At 62.2% G+C, this 17,256-nt stretch carries 15 protein-coding genes; 5 read left to right on the top strand and 10 right to left on the bottom strand.

Annotation, left to right across the window (positions count from 1 at the left end; all coding sequences use genetic code 11):
• Positions 1 to 13: 13 nt before the first annotated feature.
• From VWZ87_RS00885 to VWZ87_RS00875, 3 genes are read right to left on the bottom strand one after another with little or no spacing between them, the layout of a single operon-like run.
• The gene (locus VWZ87_RS00885; protein ID WP_416535367.1) at positions 14 to 1,294 is read right to left on the bottom strand and encodes an O-antigen ligase family protein; all 1,281 of its coding nucleotides are present in this window, start codon (positions 1,292 to 1,294) and stop codon (positions 14 to 16) included.
• Positions 1,278 to 2,591 (bottom strand): glycosyltransferase family 2 protein, encoded by a 1,314-nt coding sequence (locus tag VWZ87_RS00880; protein WP_416535366.1) that lies wholly within the window; start codon positions 2,589 to 2,591, stop codon positions 1,278 to 1,280. The genes VWZ87_RS00885 and VWZ87_RS00880 overlap by 17 nt, the downstream gene beginning before the upstream one ends.
• The gene (locus tag VWZ87_RS00875; protein WP_416535365.1) at positions 2,584 to 3,849 is read right to left on the bottom strand and encodes a glycosyltransferase family 2 protein; all 1,266 of its coding nucleotides are present in this window, start codon (positions 3,847 to 3,849) and stop codon (positions 2,584 to 2,586) included. The genes VWZ87_RS00880 and VWZ87_RS00875 overlap by 8 nt, the downstream gene beginning before the upstream one ends.
• Before the next feature lie 177 nt (positions 3,850 to 4,026).
• Here VWZ87_RS00875 and VWZ87_RS00870 point away from each other — a divergent pair, with 177 nt between their 5' ends.
• On the top strand, positions 4,027 to 4,926 hold the full coding sequence (locus VWZ87_RS00870) for a sulfotransferase domain-containing protein (protein ID WP_416535364.1): 900 nt from the start codon (positions 4,027 to 4,029) through the stop codon (positions 4,924 to 4,926).
• A 21-nt stretch (positions 4,927 to 4,947) separates the two neighbouring features.
• Here VWZ87_RS00870 and VWZ87_RS00865 read toward each other — a convergent pair whose 3' ends face one another.
• The 3 genes from VWZ87_RS00865 to VWZ87_RS00855 all read right to left on the bottom strand — a co-directional run bounded on the left by VWZ87_RS00865 (position 4,948) and on the right by VWZ87_RS00855 (position 9,115).
• Positions 4,948 to 6,246 carry a family 16 glycosylhydrolase gene (locus tag VWZ87_RS00865; protein ID WP_416535363.1) on the bottom strand — a complete coding sequence of 433 codons (1,299 nt, stop codon included), beginning with the start codon at positions 6,244 to 6,246 and terminating at the stop codon, positions 4,948 to 4,950.
• 425 nt (positions 6,247 to 6,671) lie between these two features.
• Complete coding sequence (locus VWZ87_RS00860) at positions 6,672 to 7,814, bottom strand: ParB/RepB/Spo0J family partition protein (RefSeq protein WP_416535362.1); 1,143 nt, start codon at positions 7,812 to 7,814, stop codon at positions 6,672 to 6,674.
• Positions 7,811 to 9,115, bottom strand: a complete 1,305-nt coding sequence (locus tag VWZ87_RS00855) for an AAA family ATPase (RefSeq protein WP_416535361.1) — start codon at positions 9,113 to 9,115, stop codon at positions 7,811 to 7,813. Before VWZ87_RS00855 ends, VWZ87_RS00860 begins: the two co-directional genes overlap by 4 nt.
• A gap of 580 nt (positions 9,116 to 9,695) precedes the next feature.
• Here VWZ87_RS00855 and VWZ87_RS00850 point away from each other — a divergent pair.
• Positions 9,696 to 10,379, top strand: a complete 684-nt coding sequence (locus VWZ87_RS00850) for a DnaA N-terminal domain-containing protein (RefSeq protein WP_416535360.1) — start codon at positions 9,696 to 9,698, stop codon at positions 10,377 to 10,379.
• Between the two features lie 83 nt (positions 10,380 to 10,462).
• Here the strand turns inward: VWZ87_RS00850 and VWZ87_RS00845 are convergent, their stop codons facing one another.
• From VWZ87_RS00845 to VWZ87_RS00830, 4 genes are read right to left on the bottom strand one after another with little or no spacing between them, the layout of a single operon-like run.
• Positions 10,463 to 11,239 carry an ABC transporter permease gene (locus VWZ87_RS00845; protein WP_416535359.1) on the bottom strand — a complete coding sequence of 259 codons (777 nt, stop codon included), beginning with the start codon at positions 11,237 to 11,239 and terminating at the stop codon, positions 10,463 to 10,465.
• The gene (locus tag VWZ87_RS00840; protein WP_340547739.1) at positions 11,236 to 11,988 is read right to left on the bottom strand and encodes an ABC transporter permease; all 753 of its coding nucleotides are present in this window, start codon (positions 11,986 to 11,988) and stop codon (positions 11,236 to 11,238) included. Before VWZ87_RS00840 ends, VWZ87_RS00845 begins: the two co-directional genes overlap by 4 nt.
• A 9-nt stretch (positions 11,989 to 11,997) precedes the next feature.
• A complete protein-coding gene (locus tag VWZ87_RS00835; RefSeq protein WP_416535358.1) occupies positions 11,998 to 12,777 on the bottom strand; it encodes a transporter substrate-binding domain-containing protein in 780 nt (259 codons plus the stop codon).
• A gap of 43 nt (positions 12,778 to 12,820) precedes the next feature.
• Complete coding sequence (locus VWZ87_RS00830) at positions 12,821 to 13,666, bottom strand: ABC transporter ATP-binding protein (RefSeq protein WP_416535357.1); 846 nt, start codon at positions 13,664 to 13,666, stop codon at positions 12,821 to 12,823.
• 104 nt (positions 13,667 to 13,770) lie between these two features.
• Here VWZ87_RS00830 and VWZ87_RS00825 point away from each other — a divergent pair, with 104 nt between their 5' ends.
• Genes VWZ87_RS00825 through VWZ87_RS00815 form a run of 3 tightly spaced genes read left to right on the top strand, consistent with a single transcriptional unit; the run spans position 13,771 to position 17,254 of the window.
• Positions 13,771 to 14,418, top strand: coding sequence for a TetR/AcrR family transcriptional regulator (locus VWZ87_RS00825; RefSeq protein ID WP_416535356.1), 648 nt, complete (start codon positions 13,771 to 13,773; stop codon positions 14,416 to 14,418).
• Positions 14,415 to 15,602 (top strand): pyridoxal phosphate-dependent aminotransferase, encoded by a 1,188-nt coding sequence (locus tag VWZ87_RS00820; protein ID WP_416535355.1) that lies wholly within the window; start codon positions 14,415 to 14,417, stop codon positions 15,600 to 15,602. Before VWZ87_RS00825 ends, VWZ87_RS00820 begins: the two co-directional genes overlap by 4 nt.
• Complete coding sequence (locus VWZ87_RS00815) at positions 15,599 to 17,254, top strand: 5-guanidino-2-oxopentanoate decarboxylase (RefSeq protein ID WP_416535354.1); 1,656 nt, start codon at positions 15,599 to 15,601, stop codon at positions 17,252 to 17,254. Before VWZ87_RS00820 ends, VWZ87_RS00815 begins: the two co-directional genes overlap by 4 nt.
• The last annotated feature ends 2 nt before the right edge of the window (positions 17,255 to 17,256 follow it).

The raw sequence follows: 17,256 nt of genomic DNA, 5'->3' as shown, positions 1-17,256 counted from the left end.
CCCAAAAGTACACTCAGATCCGGGGTGGCACATCCCGCCAGCGCCCCAGCGCTCGGCCGGCATAGATCCACGCCATCGCGATCAGCATGTGCCGGATCGAATGCTCGTTGTAGATCACGTTATCCGACAGCGCCGCGACCAGATTGATCAGCACATAGAAGAGATAATACCCCGAGGTCACGCTACCATCCTGCAAATACCAGCGAAAACAGCGCAGCACGACGGCGATCAGCAGGCCAAAGAACGTCACCGCCCCAAGGAGCCCGTTGCCCACCATCAGTTCGATATAGCTGTTATGAAACCAATAGAGTCCCTCGTCGACATAGGCCTCAATATAAAGCCGTGCGTAAGATGGCACCGACCAATACGCCCCAAACCCAACGCCGCCAATCGGCGCTTTGGCGATTTCCTCCAGACCAAAGGCCCAGATCACCGTGCGCCCGGTCAGGGTGCTGTCCTTGCCCAGCCGCTCCAGCAGCAGCCCCAAAGCGTCAATGCCTGAGATATAGATCGCGAGCGGCACCAGGAACAGCACCATCAGCGAAAACAGCAGCGCCACCCGCCGCGCTGTCCCGCCCCAGCGACGGATCCAAAGCACCGGCACATAGATCGCCAGAATGGCAAAGGTCACATAGGCCCCCGCCGATTGGGCCATGCCCAGCACCGGGATCATCAGCGCCGCCGCCAGAATACCCAGGATCGAAAGCCGCCAGTAGAACCCCAGCGTCACCAGCCCATGCGCTGCATTCACCGTCGCCTTCGCGAGGGAGTTCTTGTGCATATAGATGCCCTTCAGCGCCCCGTTTGGATGAAAGGCCGGAGCAAGGAAGGTCACGACGGAATTCAGATAAGACAGCGCCACGCCGACCGCCGAGGTCAGGCTGACAACAATCATCGTATGATGCGCCGGAATGGCAGAGGCGATACGCACGGCAATCAGCGTTGTCATCGTCAGCTGGAAACTACGATAGGCGGTGACCGGCGGGTTGATGCTCCACAGGGTGGAGGCCATTGCAATCACGCAGGGCATCAGCACCGGCCACGCCTGCCAGAGAATGGCAGCGCTCTGCCGCCAGTCCCGCAGATACCACAGGATCGTCAGCACATAGAGCGCCATCCAGCCGGGCGACTGGAACCCAAGCCGATAGACCACCCCGGTACCCGACATGGCCGCAAGGATCAGATAACCCATGCGCAGATGGCCACGGGTCAACCACCAGCGACCAGCTCCGCGCCGCAGCACAGACAGCTTCGGCTGCCCGATGTCTTGCGGTGGTTCAACCGTGAGTGTCATGTCGTCCCATATGCCGCCTCAAACGCCCACCATTATCCCTCGCTACCTGCTCCCCCTCCGCCAATCCAGCCGCGCGCCCAGCCGCGACGCCCGCCCGCGTCTCTGCGGCAACACCGCAGCTCTGCTCCCCTGGGGGTCGAACCGTCGGCACCATCCACAGGGCAGACCTGCCCAGGGCATCACTCACCTCCGCATCAATGCGCCTGCGCGAGGCGGCGCAGCACAGGCGCGCCCAGATCGGCGCCGCCGCGGCGCTGAGGTCCAGTTCGCCTGCGCTGTCTGTCGGAAGGCTCCTCCCCCCTGCCCTGCCGTCACGGCCCAGTCGCCAGCGCTGCGGACGACACCACAGGCGCGAGATCCCGGCCACCAGCTTCAGCTCCAGCCGGTTGCGCAGGACGGATAACACCCATGGCCAATGATCGCGGCACATTGCGGCGCGCCAGGCGGCGCGGCCCAGCCGACCGCTGCGAACCTCCCGCGCCAGTTCCAGCTGTGCCTGACGCCGCAGAAGTGCCTGCCGACGAATGCCCGCGTGGAGCGCCAGCTCCTCGCGCCTGTCCTGCGCAACCAGACCATCCAGCGCATGGATCTGTGCCGCCAGATCCTCGGGCACGTTGCGATACGAAACCGACGCCGGGTGCCGACGATAGAGATAGGCCGCCATCGGCAGCACCCACATCGTCGCACCCGCCAGCAGAAGACGCAGATAAAGGTCATGATCCTCGCCGATCCGCAGCGCGGGGTCGTATCGCAGATCACGAAGAAGCTGATTTCTGATCAATGGCTTAAGGTATCCGATGTGACTGATGCCCTGAGGGTCAACCCCGCTCAGAACCAGATCCTTCAACGTCAGCGCGCGGGCGTGCTGCGGCGCATGACCACCCAGAATCGTTTCTCCCCGCACCATCGGTCGCTCTGAAAACAGGATCAGGTCATCAGCGACCACATCGGCCCCCAGATCCCGCGCCGCTGCCAGCATCAACTCCAATCGCCGGGGATGCTGGCTGTCGTCACTGTCGCAGATCGCCACCCAGTCCCCGCGTGCAAGGCCGAGCGCATCATTACGTGCCCGAGCCGGACCGCCGCAGTGCGGCCGCCGTTGCGCCCGTATGCGCGGATCCTTGGCCGCAGCCGCACGGATCACCGCCCAGCTGTCATCGTCGGAGGCGTCATCAATGATGATCAGCTCCAGATCCGCCATGGTCTGTGCCAGTACCGCCCGGATCGCCAGCGGCAGATGAGCGGCGGCATTGCGGGTGGCCATAATCACCGAGATCTGCGGGCGCGGCTCAGCCATCCCGGCGGCCCTGCGGCGGCATCAGATCAGAGACCACAGCCCCGCGCGCTTTGATATGCGCGGCGGCCGGGATCCGCCAGGCCGCCGATAGCCCGGCCTCGTCACCATAGGTCACAGTCAGCACACGGCGCGAGGCCCGATAACACAGATCCGCCCATAGACTGCTATGGCCACCATCGGCGCCGGGGTCCGGGACAACGACATGTTGACCCTCTCCCTGCGGCGGCAGCCCATCGGCAGGGCCGATTAGATGGACCCGCTCCGCCGCAGCCTCACCGGCCTGTCCAGCTTGGCCGCCGCCCTGCCCCCTGCCAATACTGCGCATCTTCGCCCAGGCGATCTGCACCAGTCGATACCCCAGCGCAGGATGCCGCAGGATCTGGCGCAGCGCCGCCCCAAACCGCCGCTGTTTCAGCGTCTCTGCCAGCGTCTCAAAGGCCAGACGGTATTGAAGCACTTGCCGTCTCTCTTCAATAATATGTTTTAATTCAATATGTTGTGATGCACTCAATTGACCCGTCAACGCCTCCATCGCAGCAAGCGCCGCAAGAATCTGCCGTCGGGTCGATCGATGTGACAGGGAATGCGGATGTCGGCGGTAAAGATAAAGCGCCTCCGGCAGCAGCCACATACGCGTTCCTTGCAACAGCAATCGCAGATAGAAATCCTGATCCTCGCCGATCGTCAGCGCCTCATCATAACGCAAGGCCGCCAGCGCCTGACGGCGGATCAGGGGCTTCAGATAGCCCAGCTGCGCACCAGACGTGCCCGGTTCCGGCACCCGCAGCATATCCGCAGGCCCGATCTGTCGCGGCACCTCCGGCGCATCACTGCCAAGAACGCTGCGCGGACCAGCCAGCGGCTCCGTCGCGAAATGCACCATGTCATCCGCAACCGCATCCGCATCCAGCGCCTCTGCCGCGGCCAGCAGGCGCCGCAACCGGTCCGGGTGCATTATGTCATCGGAATCGCAGATTGCCAGCCAATCGCCACGGGCCGCCGCCAGCGCCCGATTGCGGGCGGCAGCAGGACCGCTGGGTGTTTCATGCAGCAGCACCCGCACGCGGGGGTCCTGGCGTGCAACCTCTCGCAGGATATCCACCGATCCGTCACTGGACCCGTCGTCAGCCACGATCAACTCCCAGTCGGCATGGGTCTGCGACGCCACCGACCGCAGCGCGTCCGGCAAATATGGCGCGCCCTGATGATTGGCCATGATGATCGAAATCATCCGCCCCTGCCCTGCCGGTTCCTGCATGATGCTGCCCACTCTTCTCCCGGCATATCTAGCATGTCCCCGCAGGGTGAGGCCAGATGCCGGGCAGCGGCGTTTGACGGAATGCACGGGGTCATTTCCCGTGGCACCGCCGATCCGAGGTGCTAAGACTGGCGCTCAGTACCGCCGCAATCGCCACGCCGACAGGAAAGACCCGCCATGACCACGCCCCCCCTTGCGCCATCCGGTAACAGCGCGGCACAGGCTGGTCCGACGCTGGTGGGTATTGGCGCACAGAAATGCGCCTCCACCTTCATTCACGCGGCCCTCGGTGCCCATCCTGATGCCGCCGTATCGGATCCCAAGGAACTGGATTTCTTCAGTGCCTATTTCGATCGCGGCTATCAATGGTATCGCAGCCATTTCAGCCATGGCGCGGACAAGACGGTGAGATTTGAGGCATCGCCCTCATATTTCTATGACCCGCGCTGCCCCGACCGGCTGAATGCCTTTGATCCGAACATCAAGGTGATCTGCCTGCTGCGCGATCCGGTCACCCGCGCCTATTCCAACCACCTGCATGAGGTGATCAAGGGCCATATTCCTCCCCTGCCCTTCCACGACGGGCTGGCGAACAATCCGGCCTATCTGGAACAGGGGCTCTACAGCCGCCATCTGGGGCGCTGGCTCGACACCCTCGGCCATGATCGCGTGTTGGTACTGCTGGCAGAGGAAATCAGCGCCGATCCGGTCGCGGCTGCCCAGACTGTCTATCGTTTTGCCGGGCTCGACGATAGCCACAGCTCTCCGGTGCTGCATGAGCGACGAAACGAAAGCGACCGCGCCCGGCTCCCTGCACTTCGCAGCCTGCTTCGTGCTGGTGGTGATCAACTGCGCAAAGCCGGGCTGGAGGATAGCCTGGCCCGGCTAAAATCCACCAAGCCGGTTTCCACAGTGCTGCGTGCCAACAGCCAGAACATGCGTGATGTGGTGCCGCCCCTGCGCGACAGCGATATCGAAGACCTGCGCAGCTGTTTCGCGGAGGATCTGCGCCAACTTCCCGCCCTGCTGGGCCGTGACAGCCTGCCTTGGGAGAGCTGGGCTGCGGTAACAAGGTAGCCCACTAATGTACACATATGTCTAGAACAGGATCGCATCCTGAGCTATCAGCAGATCCAGTGTCAGCGCATCCGCCCGGTCATCGATCACCGCAACATTCACCCAGCCATCTTCGCCCTCGGCCTGCAACAGATCGCGCGTACCACGCCCACGCTCACCATCAAGCCAGCGCAGCTGATCCGCACCATCCAGATTGAACCGCGTCAGATCCAGAACGTCCCCTTGGGACAGGGAGAAATCATTGACCCGGTCCGGCGTCCCGCCCTGGCGGAAGATAAAAACATCCGCGCCGCCCCCGCCGCGCAGCTGATCACGACCGATCCCACCGTCAAGCTGATCGTCACCCCCGCCTCCCGCCAGACGATCCCGGCCGCGACCACCAAACAGGAAATCATCTCCGTCCTTGCCGCGCAGGATGTCCTGCCCCTTGTCACCATAGAGGTGATCCGAACCACGATTGCCCACCAGCTGATCCGCACCATCGCCACCGTGGATCAGATCTGCACCAGCGCCGCCGAACAGATCCTCTGCCTGCTCCGTGCCACGCTGTTCGCTGTCGAACTCCGGCTCGGCGGGATCTTCCTGTCCCGGCAGGGACACATCCGCAATCACCGCGACCAGCGGCGGCGCATCCGGGTCAGGTGTTCCGGCCCAAGCAGTTTGATTGTCGGACACCGCCCAAAGGTCAGCAAAGCTCTTGACCGCCCCGGAGTACCAAAGCCCACCCGGCATATCAGCCCCACTGAGATCGGCGCGCACCTCTCCATCTACGCGGAAAATCGCGCTGGTGCCGGTCAATTCGATTTCATAGGTATGCATCCCCTCGGCGGCATCGAACCCAAGATCAACGACCAGCGGCCCCGCAGGGCCATCGGCCAGCCGCACGCGGCTGCCATCCTCCGCCTCCATATGGATGCTCAATTGAACCTGACGGGTATTGGCGCCAACGAATTCAAAATCGAACTCCAGCCAGCGATCGTTCCGATAGTCCTCCTGATAGAGGAACATCCCAAAGACCGTGCCATCCTGCATCTGCGGCGCCTGTGCAGTCCAGCTCCAGATGCCGGTCTCATGGGCCGCTTCGGACTGGATTTCACCACCGGTGAAAAGCCGCTCTCCAACGCCATTGTCCGACGTCAGATGCAGCTCAACCGCGCCGTCACTGTTGATCTGGACATTATCCTGTGACCACGTGGTGTCGCGCGATTGACCGGCATTCCATGTCGACACCAGCCAGTCGTCGCTGTCACGCATCTCGCCGGGGACCCGCAGGTCCAGCGCCGGTGTCGTTGCTGCCTGCGCGCTGTCTGTTGATGCCATGTCGATCACTCCAAACCTTGGTGCCGCGGAAAACGGCCATGCCTTTGGTTTGGTTGTCGGGGCGAACGATGGCAGGATTGTGCCTTAATTATCGCCCATTAATGCCCCATTCAGACAGTTTAACGCAAACTCAAGACCAGTTTTAGAGGGTTGCTTTTTAGTCGAATTGCGCAGCATGCAAGAGCCACCGGAGCGACAGCCACGAAGTCACCGGACAGCACACCCCCCGATGCGCCAACGAGCGTCATCTCACCAGCACTTGCGGCGTGGCGGGTGTCCCCGCAGGGACAATGATAATGCTCTGCTCCCTTCAGCAGCGCGGCGAGCATGATCAATGACAATCCACCCATCTGAAGCCTGGCTCAAAAAAAGGCCGTCCCCGCAGGGACAGCCTCATTGATACCGTCGTGTCGGCCAGCTCAGCGCTAGGTCTGATCCCCGTCCAGAGCATCAAAGAAAGCCGTGATCGCGGCCTCAAGCCGACGCTGGTCAACCGCCGAGAAATCACGCTCCATCGCCATTTCAATCCGCCCGTCCCGCGCCAGACACCGCACCGTCCCCGCAGGGACAGAACAGCGCAGCGTGGTCTTGGCCATGCCGGCGCGCTGGCTGGTACTGGCCTCCTTAACATCCGATGCAGGGGCCTTGAGCACCTGCCGCAACACGGCCAGCTCTTCCTCAGCGCTCGAAAAACTCCGCTCCCTTAGGCGTTGCCGCAGCGGCTCAAGCGTGGCCGGGTTCTCCAGCAGGTGCTTCTTCAGATCCAGCCCTAATGCACGGGGGATCGCCTCGGCATAGGACAGCTCTTCTCCAATCAGTTCCAGCAGCTCTGCAAAGTGGCGAATGTAGCTGCGCTTCTGACGCCCGGCTGAGGCATAAAGCAGCGCAACAGAGTCTTCTACAGAGTCTGAATCCGTCTCTGGATCCTGCGAATAGGAGAGCGCGAGCTGCGCCATTTCGGCAAAGGAAATATCCCGGCGCACCAGGTTTTCATCCACCATTCGCCGGTACAGACCCTGTAGCGTCTCGCCCCGCGCCACCAGTCCGGCCGGGATCAGGCGGAACTGTTCCTCTCCCGTTTCCTCGTAAAGCGCGCGATAGGCCGACAGTCGCCGGAAGCCCTGTACCAGCTGATACCCCTCGCCGTCCTCTTCCACCCGGATCGGATTGGACAGACCAAGATCGCGGATCGACTCCTTCAACTCCTCCAGCTCAGGATCCCGGTTGACGGCGCGATCGCGGATCAGCTTGCTGGTCGAAATCAGATCCAGCGGGATCCGATCGACCACCAGACCAAGCGTCTTCAGCCGGACGAATTCATGCGCCAGGCGATCGTTCTCTGCCCGGATATTCTGCTCGACCTCCGCCCGTGTCCGCAGCGCTTCGGCGTTTTCGCTGATGGCGGTGGCCATCGGGCCACGGCGCGCCTCGCCTGAACGGAACGCCGACTTCGTCTCAAGCGCGGGGGCGCCGGGGTGCGGGTCCACCGGGGCAGGGGAGGCTGCCTCGGGCGTGGCGGGGGTGGGATCCGACGGAAAATCGATGTCGAACATTCTGCGCTTGCTCATGCCTCATCCTCCAGCTGGGCCCATGCGGTCAGGGCGTTGCCCTTGAACTCCATATAGGCCTGGTCAAAAGACGCGCGCGCCCGTCGCCAGGTCTCGCGCGTCATATCCCGGTAGTCGATTTCGTAAATCGAGCTGAGGAAGCGCCCGGATTGTTCCACCGCTCGAGTCATCTCAATCGGATGTTCCGTCATCCGGTCGCCAAAGACCTTGACGAAGGCATCGCGCATGGCGCGGTGCAGGTCATTGCCGGATTCATAGCGGGTGAGCAGGAACCGGACCTCCTGAAACACCTTCGGCAGGCTGAACGTCCCCGCAGGGACAACCCCGTTGAACGCCGAGAGATCCTCAAGCGCCTCGGAGAGCTGGCCGATGAACGAGGTGGTGGAGTCATACTCCCAATATCCGGGACCTGACGGGATATAGAGCATATCGGCGGCGAAGACCGCATTCATAGACTGATAGCCAATGGCCGGCGGGCAGTCGAAGATCATCATGTCGTAATCGTCCGACGGCAACTGATCGAGATAACGCGACACCGCTGCAAAGAAGGACCATTCCGGATTGAGATGGCGGTACTGCGCCGATGCAAATTCGACAAAGGCGGCATTGGCGCAGCTGGGGATCACATCAATCGTGGGCCAGCTCGTCGGCTTTACAAAATCGCTGATCCGAAGATCCTGCAAGCCCATGCCGGTGATCGCTTCTGGCAGGCGCCGCTCGGGCAGGGCGGCGCCGGACTCGGCGCCGCGCGCACTGGCGTTCATCCGTTCGGTCTCACGCACGAGGTCCCGCGCCATGATGCCCCAGACCGTATAATCTTCGGTCACATCGCTCAGCCCCATCGAATGGGACAGGGTGGCCTGCGGATCAAAGTCAACACAGAGCACACGATAACCGTCCAAGGCGGCGGCATGGGCAAAATGCAGCGCTACGGTCGATTTGCCCGCCCCCCCCTTGAAGTTGGAAATGGCCACCCGCAAGGCCCGCTTGCCCGCCGGTCGCTCCGGCATCAGCGATTTGCGGTTCACCTTCAGCCGACGGCGCAGCTCATTGATTTCCTCAAGCGAATACCAACGCTGACGCCCGTCTTCCTCGACATGGCCCTGGGGCAGGCTGGGATCGGCCGCCAGCCGTCCACGCAGCGTGGACTGGTTCACCTTGAAGATCAGCTCGGCCACCTCCCAGCTGGAGAAGCGCCTCAGCGTCTTTTCCATCTTGGGAGAGAAGGTCTGCTGCCGGATCCAACTCTGCATTTTCAGGGATTGTGCCTGCATATTCGCCAGGTCTTGATGGGTAAACATCTCTGCTCCTCGATCTCTGTAGTGCGGCCTTATTCACCAAGCGGACGCTTTTTCTACCTAGAAACTCGTTTACGCCGAATTTGCAAAAAACGCAAAACCTATTATCGTAGGAATAAGCGTCCTGTCCCCGTGGGGACGTCGACAGGAATAGCGCGGTAATACCCTTTGTTTATCGGGCGATTGCGATTCGGTCGGGCTCCCGCGCCGCTGACGGGTTTTCTGGATATTCGACCCTGATATAGGGGGACGCGCCCAGAGCTGCCCCAGCATATTGGGGGACATTTTTCGATCAATAGGGGACAGCCTACCTGTCACCCAATACCATGAATACCTATTTTTGATTCAAAAATGGAATTGGAACAGCCCCTCGGGCAACAGCGCTCTTGACAGAATCGTATCGCTGGACGCAAATCAGATAAACCAACCAAAGAACGTTGAGTTCGGATCAAAAGGACCCAGAGTTGCGACGCAGCGCAACCCACGGGCCACCCGGTCCGACAATGAACCCAACAGGATCTCGTGGCAAACATGAGACGACAGAGGCAGCCATCCACCATCGGATGGAGACAAGAGGGCAGCCATGCTTGCCAGCAAACCCGTCGGGCGTCAGGCCGCGGCACTGAAATACGATATCCTCACCGCAATGGGGACCTATGCCCTATCTCTGGAGAAGGGGCCGCAGCGACTGGTTCTGCGGTTCATGACGCTGATGACCGCGCGCTACAACTGGCAACGCAATGAGCTGGCAGTCGGCCAGCGCGAGATTGCCCGCATGTGGTCCGTCGACGAACGCACGGTGAAACGCGAGATGGCCAAGCTGCGCGCACTCGGCTGGTTGGTGGTGAAACGGCAGGGCGCGCGGGGGCGGGTAACGGAATACGGTTTTGATCTGGAGCGGATCCTAGACGACACCCGCAGCTGCTGGGCCGCTGTCGGACCAGATTTCGATCACCGGATGCGTGGCAGCGATGAGCCGGAGAAAAACGTGGTGCCGCTGATGACCGGAACAACCGCGCCCGCACCTGATATCAGCGACGGCAGCGAGTGGAGCCTCGCGAAGGCGGTCCTGCACCAGGAGGACCCGGCCATTTACGCTGCCTGGATACAGGCGCTGACGCGGGAGAGCAGGGCAGGGGGCCGTCTGATCCTACGCGCGCCAAGTCGGTTTCACGGAAATTACGTCACCTCACATCTGCAGGAGCGGCTGCTGGCGGCCTGTCACGATATCGACGGGGATGTGGAGCAGCTGACCATCCTGTCCTAGATGCCTGTGAACCGGACCGGCAGGCACATGGAAAAGCCCCCAAGGCGGCACCTGGGGGCTCTTTGATCTTGCTGGGCGGGTGATTATTGCCGCTGCGGGATCCGGTCCTCAAACCGTTTGAAGGCGAGGGTGATCAGCCCGGCAATCACCATATAGACAAGCGCCAGTAGCAGCAGCGGCTCATAGACGATAAACGTGTCAGACCGCACCCGCGAGGAAACCGCGTAGATGTCCAGAACCGTGATCGTGGCCACCAACGGTGTCGCCTTCAGCTGAAGGATGGTTTCGCCCCCAAGCGTTGGCAGGACGTTGCGCACCGCCTGTGGCAGCCAGATCCGGCGGAACATGGTGCCGCGTGGCATACCGTAGGCCTTGGCGGCCTCCAGCTGGCCCTTGGCAACGCCTGAGAAGGCCCCGCGCATCACCTCGCCCTCATAGCCTGCATAAGACAGGGTCAGGGCCAGCACCGCATATGGCCAGGCTTGCCGCAGATAGGGCCACAGCTCGCTGGACCGGATCCACGGGAACTGCGGGAACAGCGATCCCAGCCCATAATAGAGCAGCCATATCTGCAACAGCAGCGGCGTGCCGCGAATGACGGTGCAAAAAGCCCGTGCGGGAACCGACAGATACCAGGGGCCAACCGCCTGGGCGAGGCCAAGCGGTACCGCCAGCGCAAATCCGAGGATACTGGTTACCACCAGGATCCAGATCGTCGTCCAGAGCCCTTGGAGCGCGAGCGGCGCATAGGCTGGAATCCAGTCCCAGCGCAGGGAAACTGCGCACCAGACAATCAGGCCTGCGAATAGCGCCATGAGGACAAGCCGGTGAGGCTGCATCAGAGGTTTCAGCACACTCATTGGCGGGTCTCCCGCAGGGAGGGCTGCCCACGTCTGGCCCAACGTTCAATCCAGTTGAAAATCACGCCAGAGCAGAGGGTTACCATCAGGTAAAGCGCCCCAGCCGCGAGGAAGAAAGTGAAATAAGCCCGCGTACTGCTGGCGGCCTGCCGGGTTTCCAAGGTCAGCTCGGCAAAGCCAACGATGGCCAGCAGGGCGGTGTCCTTGGTCGCGATCAGCCACAGGTTGGCCAGCCCTGGCGTTGCAAAACTCATCATGGCCGGGATGGTAACCCGGCGCATGGTCATGAAAGCAGGCATGCCATATGACCGGGCGGCCTCAATCTGGCCCGGCGGTACCGCCTTGATGGCGCCGCGCAGGACTTCGGTCGCATAGGCACCCTGCACAATGCCAAGCACCCAGATGCCTGCCACAACGCCGCTGATTTCGACCCGGCCATAGCCGAGGCCGGCGGCCAGCCTGTTGATCAGATCGGTGCCGACATAATAGAGGATCAGGATCAGCACCAGTTCGGGAACGGCGCGGATCACGGTGGTGTAAATGGCGAGCAGATCCCGCAGGATCGGCCCGCCATAGAGTTTTCCATAGGCCCCGAAAAGCCCGATAATTAGCCCCATGCCAAATGCGCCAAAAGCGATCTGAAGCGAATTGGCGAGGCCCCGTAACAGGTTGCCCCCCCATCCCGGCGGCGAGAGCGACAACAGCTGCGCGCTCTCGGCCAGACCAAACAGGTCGAGGAGTCCGGTCACGTTATGTCCTTACTCGGAGTAGATGCTGGTCGTGAAATACTTCGAGGTGATATCGGCATGGGTGCCATCGGCCAGGATAGCGGCGATCCCTTTGTTCAGGGCTGCCAGAACATCGGCTTCGCCTTTGCGCACGCCCGCGCCGACGCCTTTGCCGAGGATCGCCTCGTCATTGGCCACCGCGCCCTTGATCTCACAGCAGCTGCCCGCGTCCGAACCGACAAAATCGGCCATTGCGATGCTATCGGCCTGGGTGGCGTCGATACGGCCGGCAAACAGATCCTGATTGGCCTCGTCCTGGGTCTGGTAGACGCGCAGTTCGGAATCTTTGAAGTATTCCTGCGCATAGGTCTGGTGAATTGTAGAGGCCTGAATGCCGATCACCTTGCCCGCCAGCGAGTCCGGGGTCGGCTCGATGTCCATGGATTTGTCGGCGACAATCACCGCCGGGGTGTTGTAGTAGGGGTCGGAGAAATCAATTGTTTTCAACCGCTCTTCGGTGATCGACATGGAGGCCATGATGGCGTCGATCTGCTGGCCGGTGAGGGAGGGTATGATGCCATCCCAGGCAACCGGCGTGATCACGCAGTCCAGTTCGGCGGCAGCGCAGACGGCATTGATAATGTCGATTTCCCAGCCCACCCACTGGCCGGATGAATCCAGCGAGGCAAATGGCGGATAGGGTTCTGCGGCGACGCCGATCTTCACCGGTTCGGCCTGGGCAATTGCCCCGGTAGCCGCCAGCAGAGTCGCGGCAAGAGCTGTGCGTTTGAGGTTTGATTTCATGGACATGACTGTCTCCCTGTTTTGTTATTTGTTTGTTCGAATGGCGAAATCATCCGACTGAGCTGAGGAACTGTTTGAGCCGCTCCGACTTTGGATTGCCGAAGACTTCGGCCGGCGGGCCCTGCTCTTCGATGCGGCCCTCAAAGAGATAGACAACATGGTTGGCAACCTCGCGGGCGAACTTCATCTCATGGGTGACCAGCAGCATGGTGCGCCCTTCGGCCGCCAGATCGCGGATGACCGTCAGCACTTCGCCCACCAATTCGGGGTCCAATGCGGATGTCGGCTCGTCAAACAGCATCACGCTGGGATCCACGGCAAGGGCGCGGGCGATGGCGGCGCGCTGCTGCTGGCCGCCGGACAGAAAAGCGGGAAAGGCATCCGCCTTGTCACCAAGCCCGACGCGGGCGAGCAGCTCATGGGCGCGGGTGATGGCCTGCGACCGGGGCACTTTCAGCACATGAACCGGCACTTCGATCACGTTTTCCAGCAGGGTGCGATGGGTCCACAGGTTGAACTGCTGAAAGACCATCGCCAGCCGGGTGCGGATACGTTCGATCTGGCGGCGGTCGGCGGGGCTTCCATCGGGGCGCATGGCGATGGTTTCGCCCGCGATGACGATTTCGCCGGAATTGGGTGTTTCCAGAAAATTGATACAGCGCAGCATGGTGGATTTGCCGGACCCGCTGCCACCGATAATCGCCACCACATCGCCCTGTCGGGCGGTCAGGGAGACACCCTTCAAGACCTCCAGAGACCCAAAGGATTTGTGCAGGTCGCTCACCCGGATCGCCTCGGTCCGTTCCGTGGCCCGGATGTTCGCGGCACCGGCATCCGACGCGGGGACTGGGGCTGTTGAATGCGGGGCAGGGCCAGCGGCAGCCGGATCGGGCATTTTCTATTGTCCTCATATTTCGGCTTGTAGTAAGGCTGACTTGGCGTAATTATGCAAGTGTATAATTACTGCATCCCAGCAACCATTCAGCCATTGGAGAGCCCGTGTCAGGTGAACGCCGGAAGTTTAAGCGTGCGACCGCAGAGGAGCGCAAGGACGCGCTGATTGCCGCAACGCTGGAGCTGGTGGCCGAAAAAGGCGTGCGCGGTGCCACCGTGCGCGACATAGCCGAGCGGGCGAATGTGACCCAGGGGCTGATCCGACACTATTTCTCCTCCAAGGAAGAGCTGATGACCGCGGCCTATGAACACCATATGGTCACCATCAGCGATCTCACCTATGCGCCGATCGCCGGGATCGAAGGCGACGCCCGGTCGCGTCTGGCGGGGTTCGTCGAGTCATCGCTGCGCCCGCCCGTTGTAGAGCCGACCGCCGTGGCGCTTTGGGCTGGGTTTTTGAACAAGGTGCAGCAGGATCCCGACATGCGGCAGATCCACCAGCGCACCTATGATTATTTCCGCGACAAGCTGGGCGAGCTGATCGCCGCCGCGCTGAACGAGGCAGGGCGGCCGGTGGATACGGCGCGGCTGCATCATCTTGCGGTGGCCTGCAACGCGGTGATCGACGGGCTATGGATGGAGGGCGGTGCCTTGCCGGAGGCCTTCGACGAGGGGGAATTGCCTGCCATCGGATTGGAATCCGTCAGCGCAATTCTGGGACTGAATTTGCAGCATAAGGCGGAAGAGCCATGAGAATGACCGATGTGACCAAGCGGCTTGCGGGGCTTGGCGGGGCCAAATGGGCTGTGCATCTGACCGCGCGGGAGATGATCGCCGCGGGGGCCGATATCATCGAAATGACCATCGGCGAACCTGACGTGCCGCCCCCGGATGTGCTGATGCGTACCGCCAGCACTGCGATGGTGTCTGGCCGGACCGGTTATTCGGACGGTCGTGGTGAAGCCAACCTGCGCCAGGCGCTTGCTGCGCGTTATAGCGCCAGCACGGGGCGGCCTATAGGGCTGGATAACGTCCTGTGTTTTCCCGGCACGCAGACCGCGCTTTATGCGGTGCTGATGGGTGTGGCCCAGCACGGGGACGAGGTTCTGGTCGGCGATCCGATGTATGCCACCTACGAAGGAGTAATCCGGGCAAGCGGTGCCGATATGGTGCCCGTAGCGCTTCGGGCCGAGCATGGTTTTCGGATGCAGGCCGATGATATCGCCGAGAAAATCACGCCGCGCAGTCGCGCTATTCTGCTGACGACACCGCATAATCCGACCGGGTCAATTCTGACTGTTGAGGACCTTGATGCGATTGGACGACTGGCCGAGGCGCATGATCTATGGATCATCTCTGATGAGGTCTACGAACAGCTGGTGTTTGAAGCGGCGGAGTTTGTCTCGCCGCTGGCGCGGGCGGCCTTCTCGGAGCGGGTGATCGTTGTCTCCTCGATTTCCAAATCCCATGCCGCACCCGGATTCCGCAGTGGCTGGTGCATTGCCAGTAAAGCCTTCTGCGACGGCTTGCTGCCGCTGTCGGAAACAATGCTGTTTGGTAACCAGCCCTTCATCGCGGATATGACCGAGCAGGCCGTGCGCGACGGATCACCGGTGGCGGCGGGGATGCGCAGGCGATTTGCCATACGTGCGGCGAAACTGGCAGAGCGGCTGCACCGCGACACGGCATTGCAGGTTCACAGCCCGCAGGCAGGTATGTTTGCGATGATTGACGTCTCGGCCACCGGTATGGATGGCGATGCCTATGCGCAGGATCTGCTCAGACGGGGTGGGGTTGCGGTGATGCCGGGATCCTCTTTTGGTGACAGTCTGCGGAGCTGGGTCCGGGTGGCGTTGACGATTGAGGATGAGGCATTTGACCGCGCGCTGACGCGGATCGTCGATCATGCCAGCCAGCGATCGGCGGAGGTGGCATGAGCAGGCCCGCCCAAGACGCGGCACCGCACACCGTCGGCGAAGCGCTGGTTGAGGCGCTGGCAACACGGGGCGTGCGCCATGTTTTCGGCATTCCCGGTGTGCATACGGTAGAGCTTTACCGTGGGCTGGCGCTCTCGGACCTGCGCCATATCACACCGCGTCACGAGCAGGGGGCCGGGTTCATGGCCGATGGCTATGCGCGGGTTTCCGGCCGACCGGGTGTGGCCTTTGTGATCACCGGACCGGGGCTGACCAATACGCTGACGCCGATGGCGCAGGCGCGGGCGGATTCGGTGCCGATGCTGGTGATATCCGGGGTCAACGCGAGCGGCTCTCTCGGTCAGGGGCTGGGCCATCTGCACGAGCTGCCGGATCAACATGCGCTGGCGCAGCTGGTTGCGCTGAGGTCCGAGCATGTGGCGGCGCCGGAGGGTCTGGCGCGGGCGCTCGATCAGGTTTTTGCACCGGTTGACGGCAGCGCGTTGTCACGCCCGGGTCCGACCCATCTGCAGGTTCCGCTGGATGTTGCAGGGGCGGCGGCGGTCCAAACCGGCCAGTCGTCGGCAACTGATGTGAACAGGGCAGGGCCGTCCGCCGCGGATCTGGCCGCAATCAAGCAGCGCCTGTCGACAGCACAGCGCCCGGTGATCCTGGCAGGCGGAGGCGCGCGGTTCTGCGCCGATCAGTTGCGCCAGCTGGCGCAGCATCTGGGCGCGCCGGTGATCCAGACCGTTAATGCGCGTGGGGTGCTGTTTGATCATCCGCTGTCGGTGCCCGCAAGCCCCAGCCTCGCCTCGGTGCGGGGGCTGATCGAGACGGCGGATATGGTGCTGGCGCTGGGAACCGAGCTGGGGCCGACCGATTACGATATGTATGCCAGCGGAGTGATGCCACAGATGCCGGGGTTGATACGGGTTGATCTCTGCGCTGAGCAGCTGGCCCGACACCCGGCTGAGCTGGCGATCCATGCGGATGTGGCGGATGTTCTTTCTGCGGTTCTCGCCGATCTGCCGTCAGTTGCCAGCCCCTCCGGCGACTGGGGCCTCACACAGGCGGGTCTGACCCGCGCGGCAGCCTGGGAGGAAATCGGCGAGGGTTACCGCGCGCAGGTCGAGGTGCTGAATGCGCTGCGCGCAGCAGTTCCGGGGGCAATCATCGTTGGCGATTCTGCGCAACCGATCTATGCGGGCAATCTCTACTACGATCATGACCGCCCAGGGGGCTGGTTCAATGCGGCCACCGGCTATGGTGCGCTTGGTTATGGCATTCCGGCCGCGATCGGCGCCGCCGTTGCGGCACCGCAGACGCCGGTTATCTGTATCGTCGGCGATGGTGGCGCACAGTTTTCCCTGCCCGAGATCATGACAGCCGTGGATGAAGCCTTGCCGATCACGTTCATCGTCTGGAACAACCACGGCTATCAGGAAATTGCCCGGTCAATGCAGGAGGTGGGCGTGGCTGTGGTGGGCTGTGATCCGACACCGCCGGATTTCGCTGCGGCGGCGCGGTCCTTCGGGATCTTGCATCGGGCGGTTTCCGCCGATCCGCAAGAGGTTGCCGCGGCCATCAAAGACCGCGCCGCGCAGGCAGGCCCCAGCATCATCGAGATCATCACGCCCAAATACGTGCCGACACAGGCTACAAAGGACTGAGA

It is taken from the genome of Phaeobacter sp. JH20_37, assembly GCF_048056015.1.
GTDB lineage: Bacteria > Pseudomonadota > Alphaproteobacteria > Rhodobacterales > Rhodobacteraceae > Phaeobacter > Phaeobacter bryozoorum.
Note: the sequence above shows the minus strand (reverse complement) of the source record. Positions and strands in the feature narration are given on the sequence as shown.

Bases quoted from the DNA above. Each gene is read 5' to 3' on its own strand.
- VWZ87_RS00885 (WP_416535367.1), bottom strand. From the start codon at position 1,294: ATGACACTCACGGTTGAACCACCGCAAGACATCGGGCAGCCGAAGCTG.
- VWZ87_RS00880 (WP_416535366.1), bottom strand. From the start codon at position 2,591: ATGGCTGAGCCGCGCCCGCAGATCTCGGTGATTATGGCCACCCGCAAT.
- VWZ87_RS00875 (WP_416535365.1), bottom strand. From the start codon at position 3,849: ATGCAGGAACCGGCAGGGCAGGGGCGGATGATTTCGATCATCATGGCC.
- VWZ87_RS00870 (WP_416535364.1), top strand. From the start codon at position 4,027: ATGACCACGCCCCCCCTTGCGCCATCCGGTAACAGCGCGGCACAGGCT.
- VWZ87_RS00865 (WP_416535363.1), bottom strand. From the start codon at position 6,246: ATGGCATCAACAGACAGCGCGCAGGCAGCAACGACACCGGCGCTGGAC.
- VWZ87_RS00860 (WP_416535362.1), bottom strand. From the start codon at position 7,814: ATGAGCAAGCGCAGAATGTTCGACATCGATTTTCCGTCGGATCCCACC.
- VWZ87_RS00855 (WP_416535361.1), bottom strand. From the start codon at position 9,115: ATGTTTACCCATCAAGACCTGGCGAATATGCAGGCACAATCCCTGAAA.
- VWZ87_RS00850 (WP_416535360.1), top strand. From the start codon at position 9,696: ATGCTTGCCAGCAAACCCGTCGGGCGTCAGGCCGCGGCACTGAAATAC.
- VWZ87_RS00845 (WP_416535359.1), bottom strand. From the start codon at position 11,239: ATGAGTGTGCTGAAACCTCTGATGCAGCCTCACCGGCTTGTCCTCATG.
- VWZ87_RS00835 (WP_416535358.1), bottom strand. From the start codon at position 12,777: ATGTCCATGAAATCAAACCTCAAACGCACAGCTCTTGCCGCGACTCTG.
- VWZ87_RS00830 (WP_416535357.1), bottom strand. From the start codon at position 13,666: ATGCCCGATCCGGCTGCCGCTGGCCCTGCCCCGCATTCAACAGCCCCA.
- VWZ87_RS00820 (WP_416535355.1), top strand. From the start codon at position 14,415: ATGAGAATGACCGATGTGACCAAGCGGCTTGCGGGGCTTGGCGGGGCC.
- VWZ87_RS00815 (WP_416535354.1), top strand. From the start codon at position 15,599: ATGAGCAGGCCCGCCCAAGACGCGGCACCGCACACCGTCGGCGAAGCG.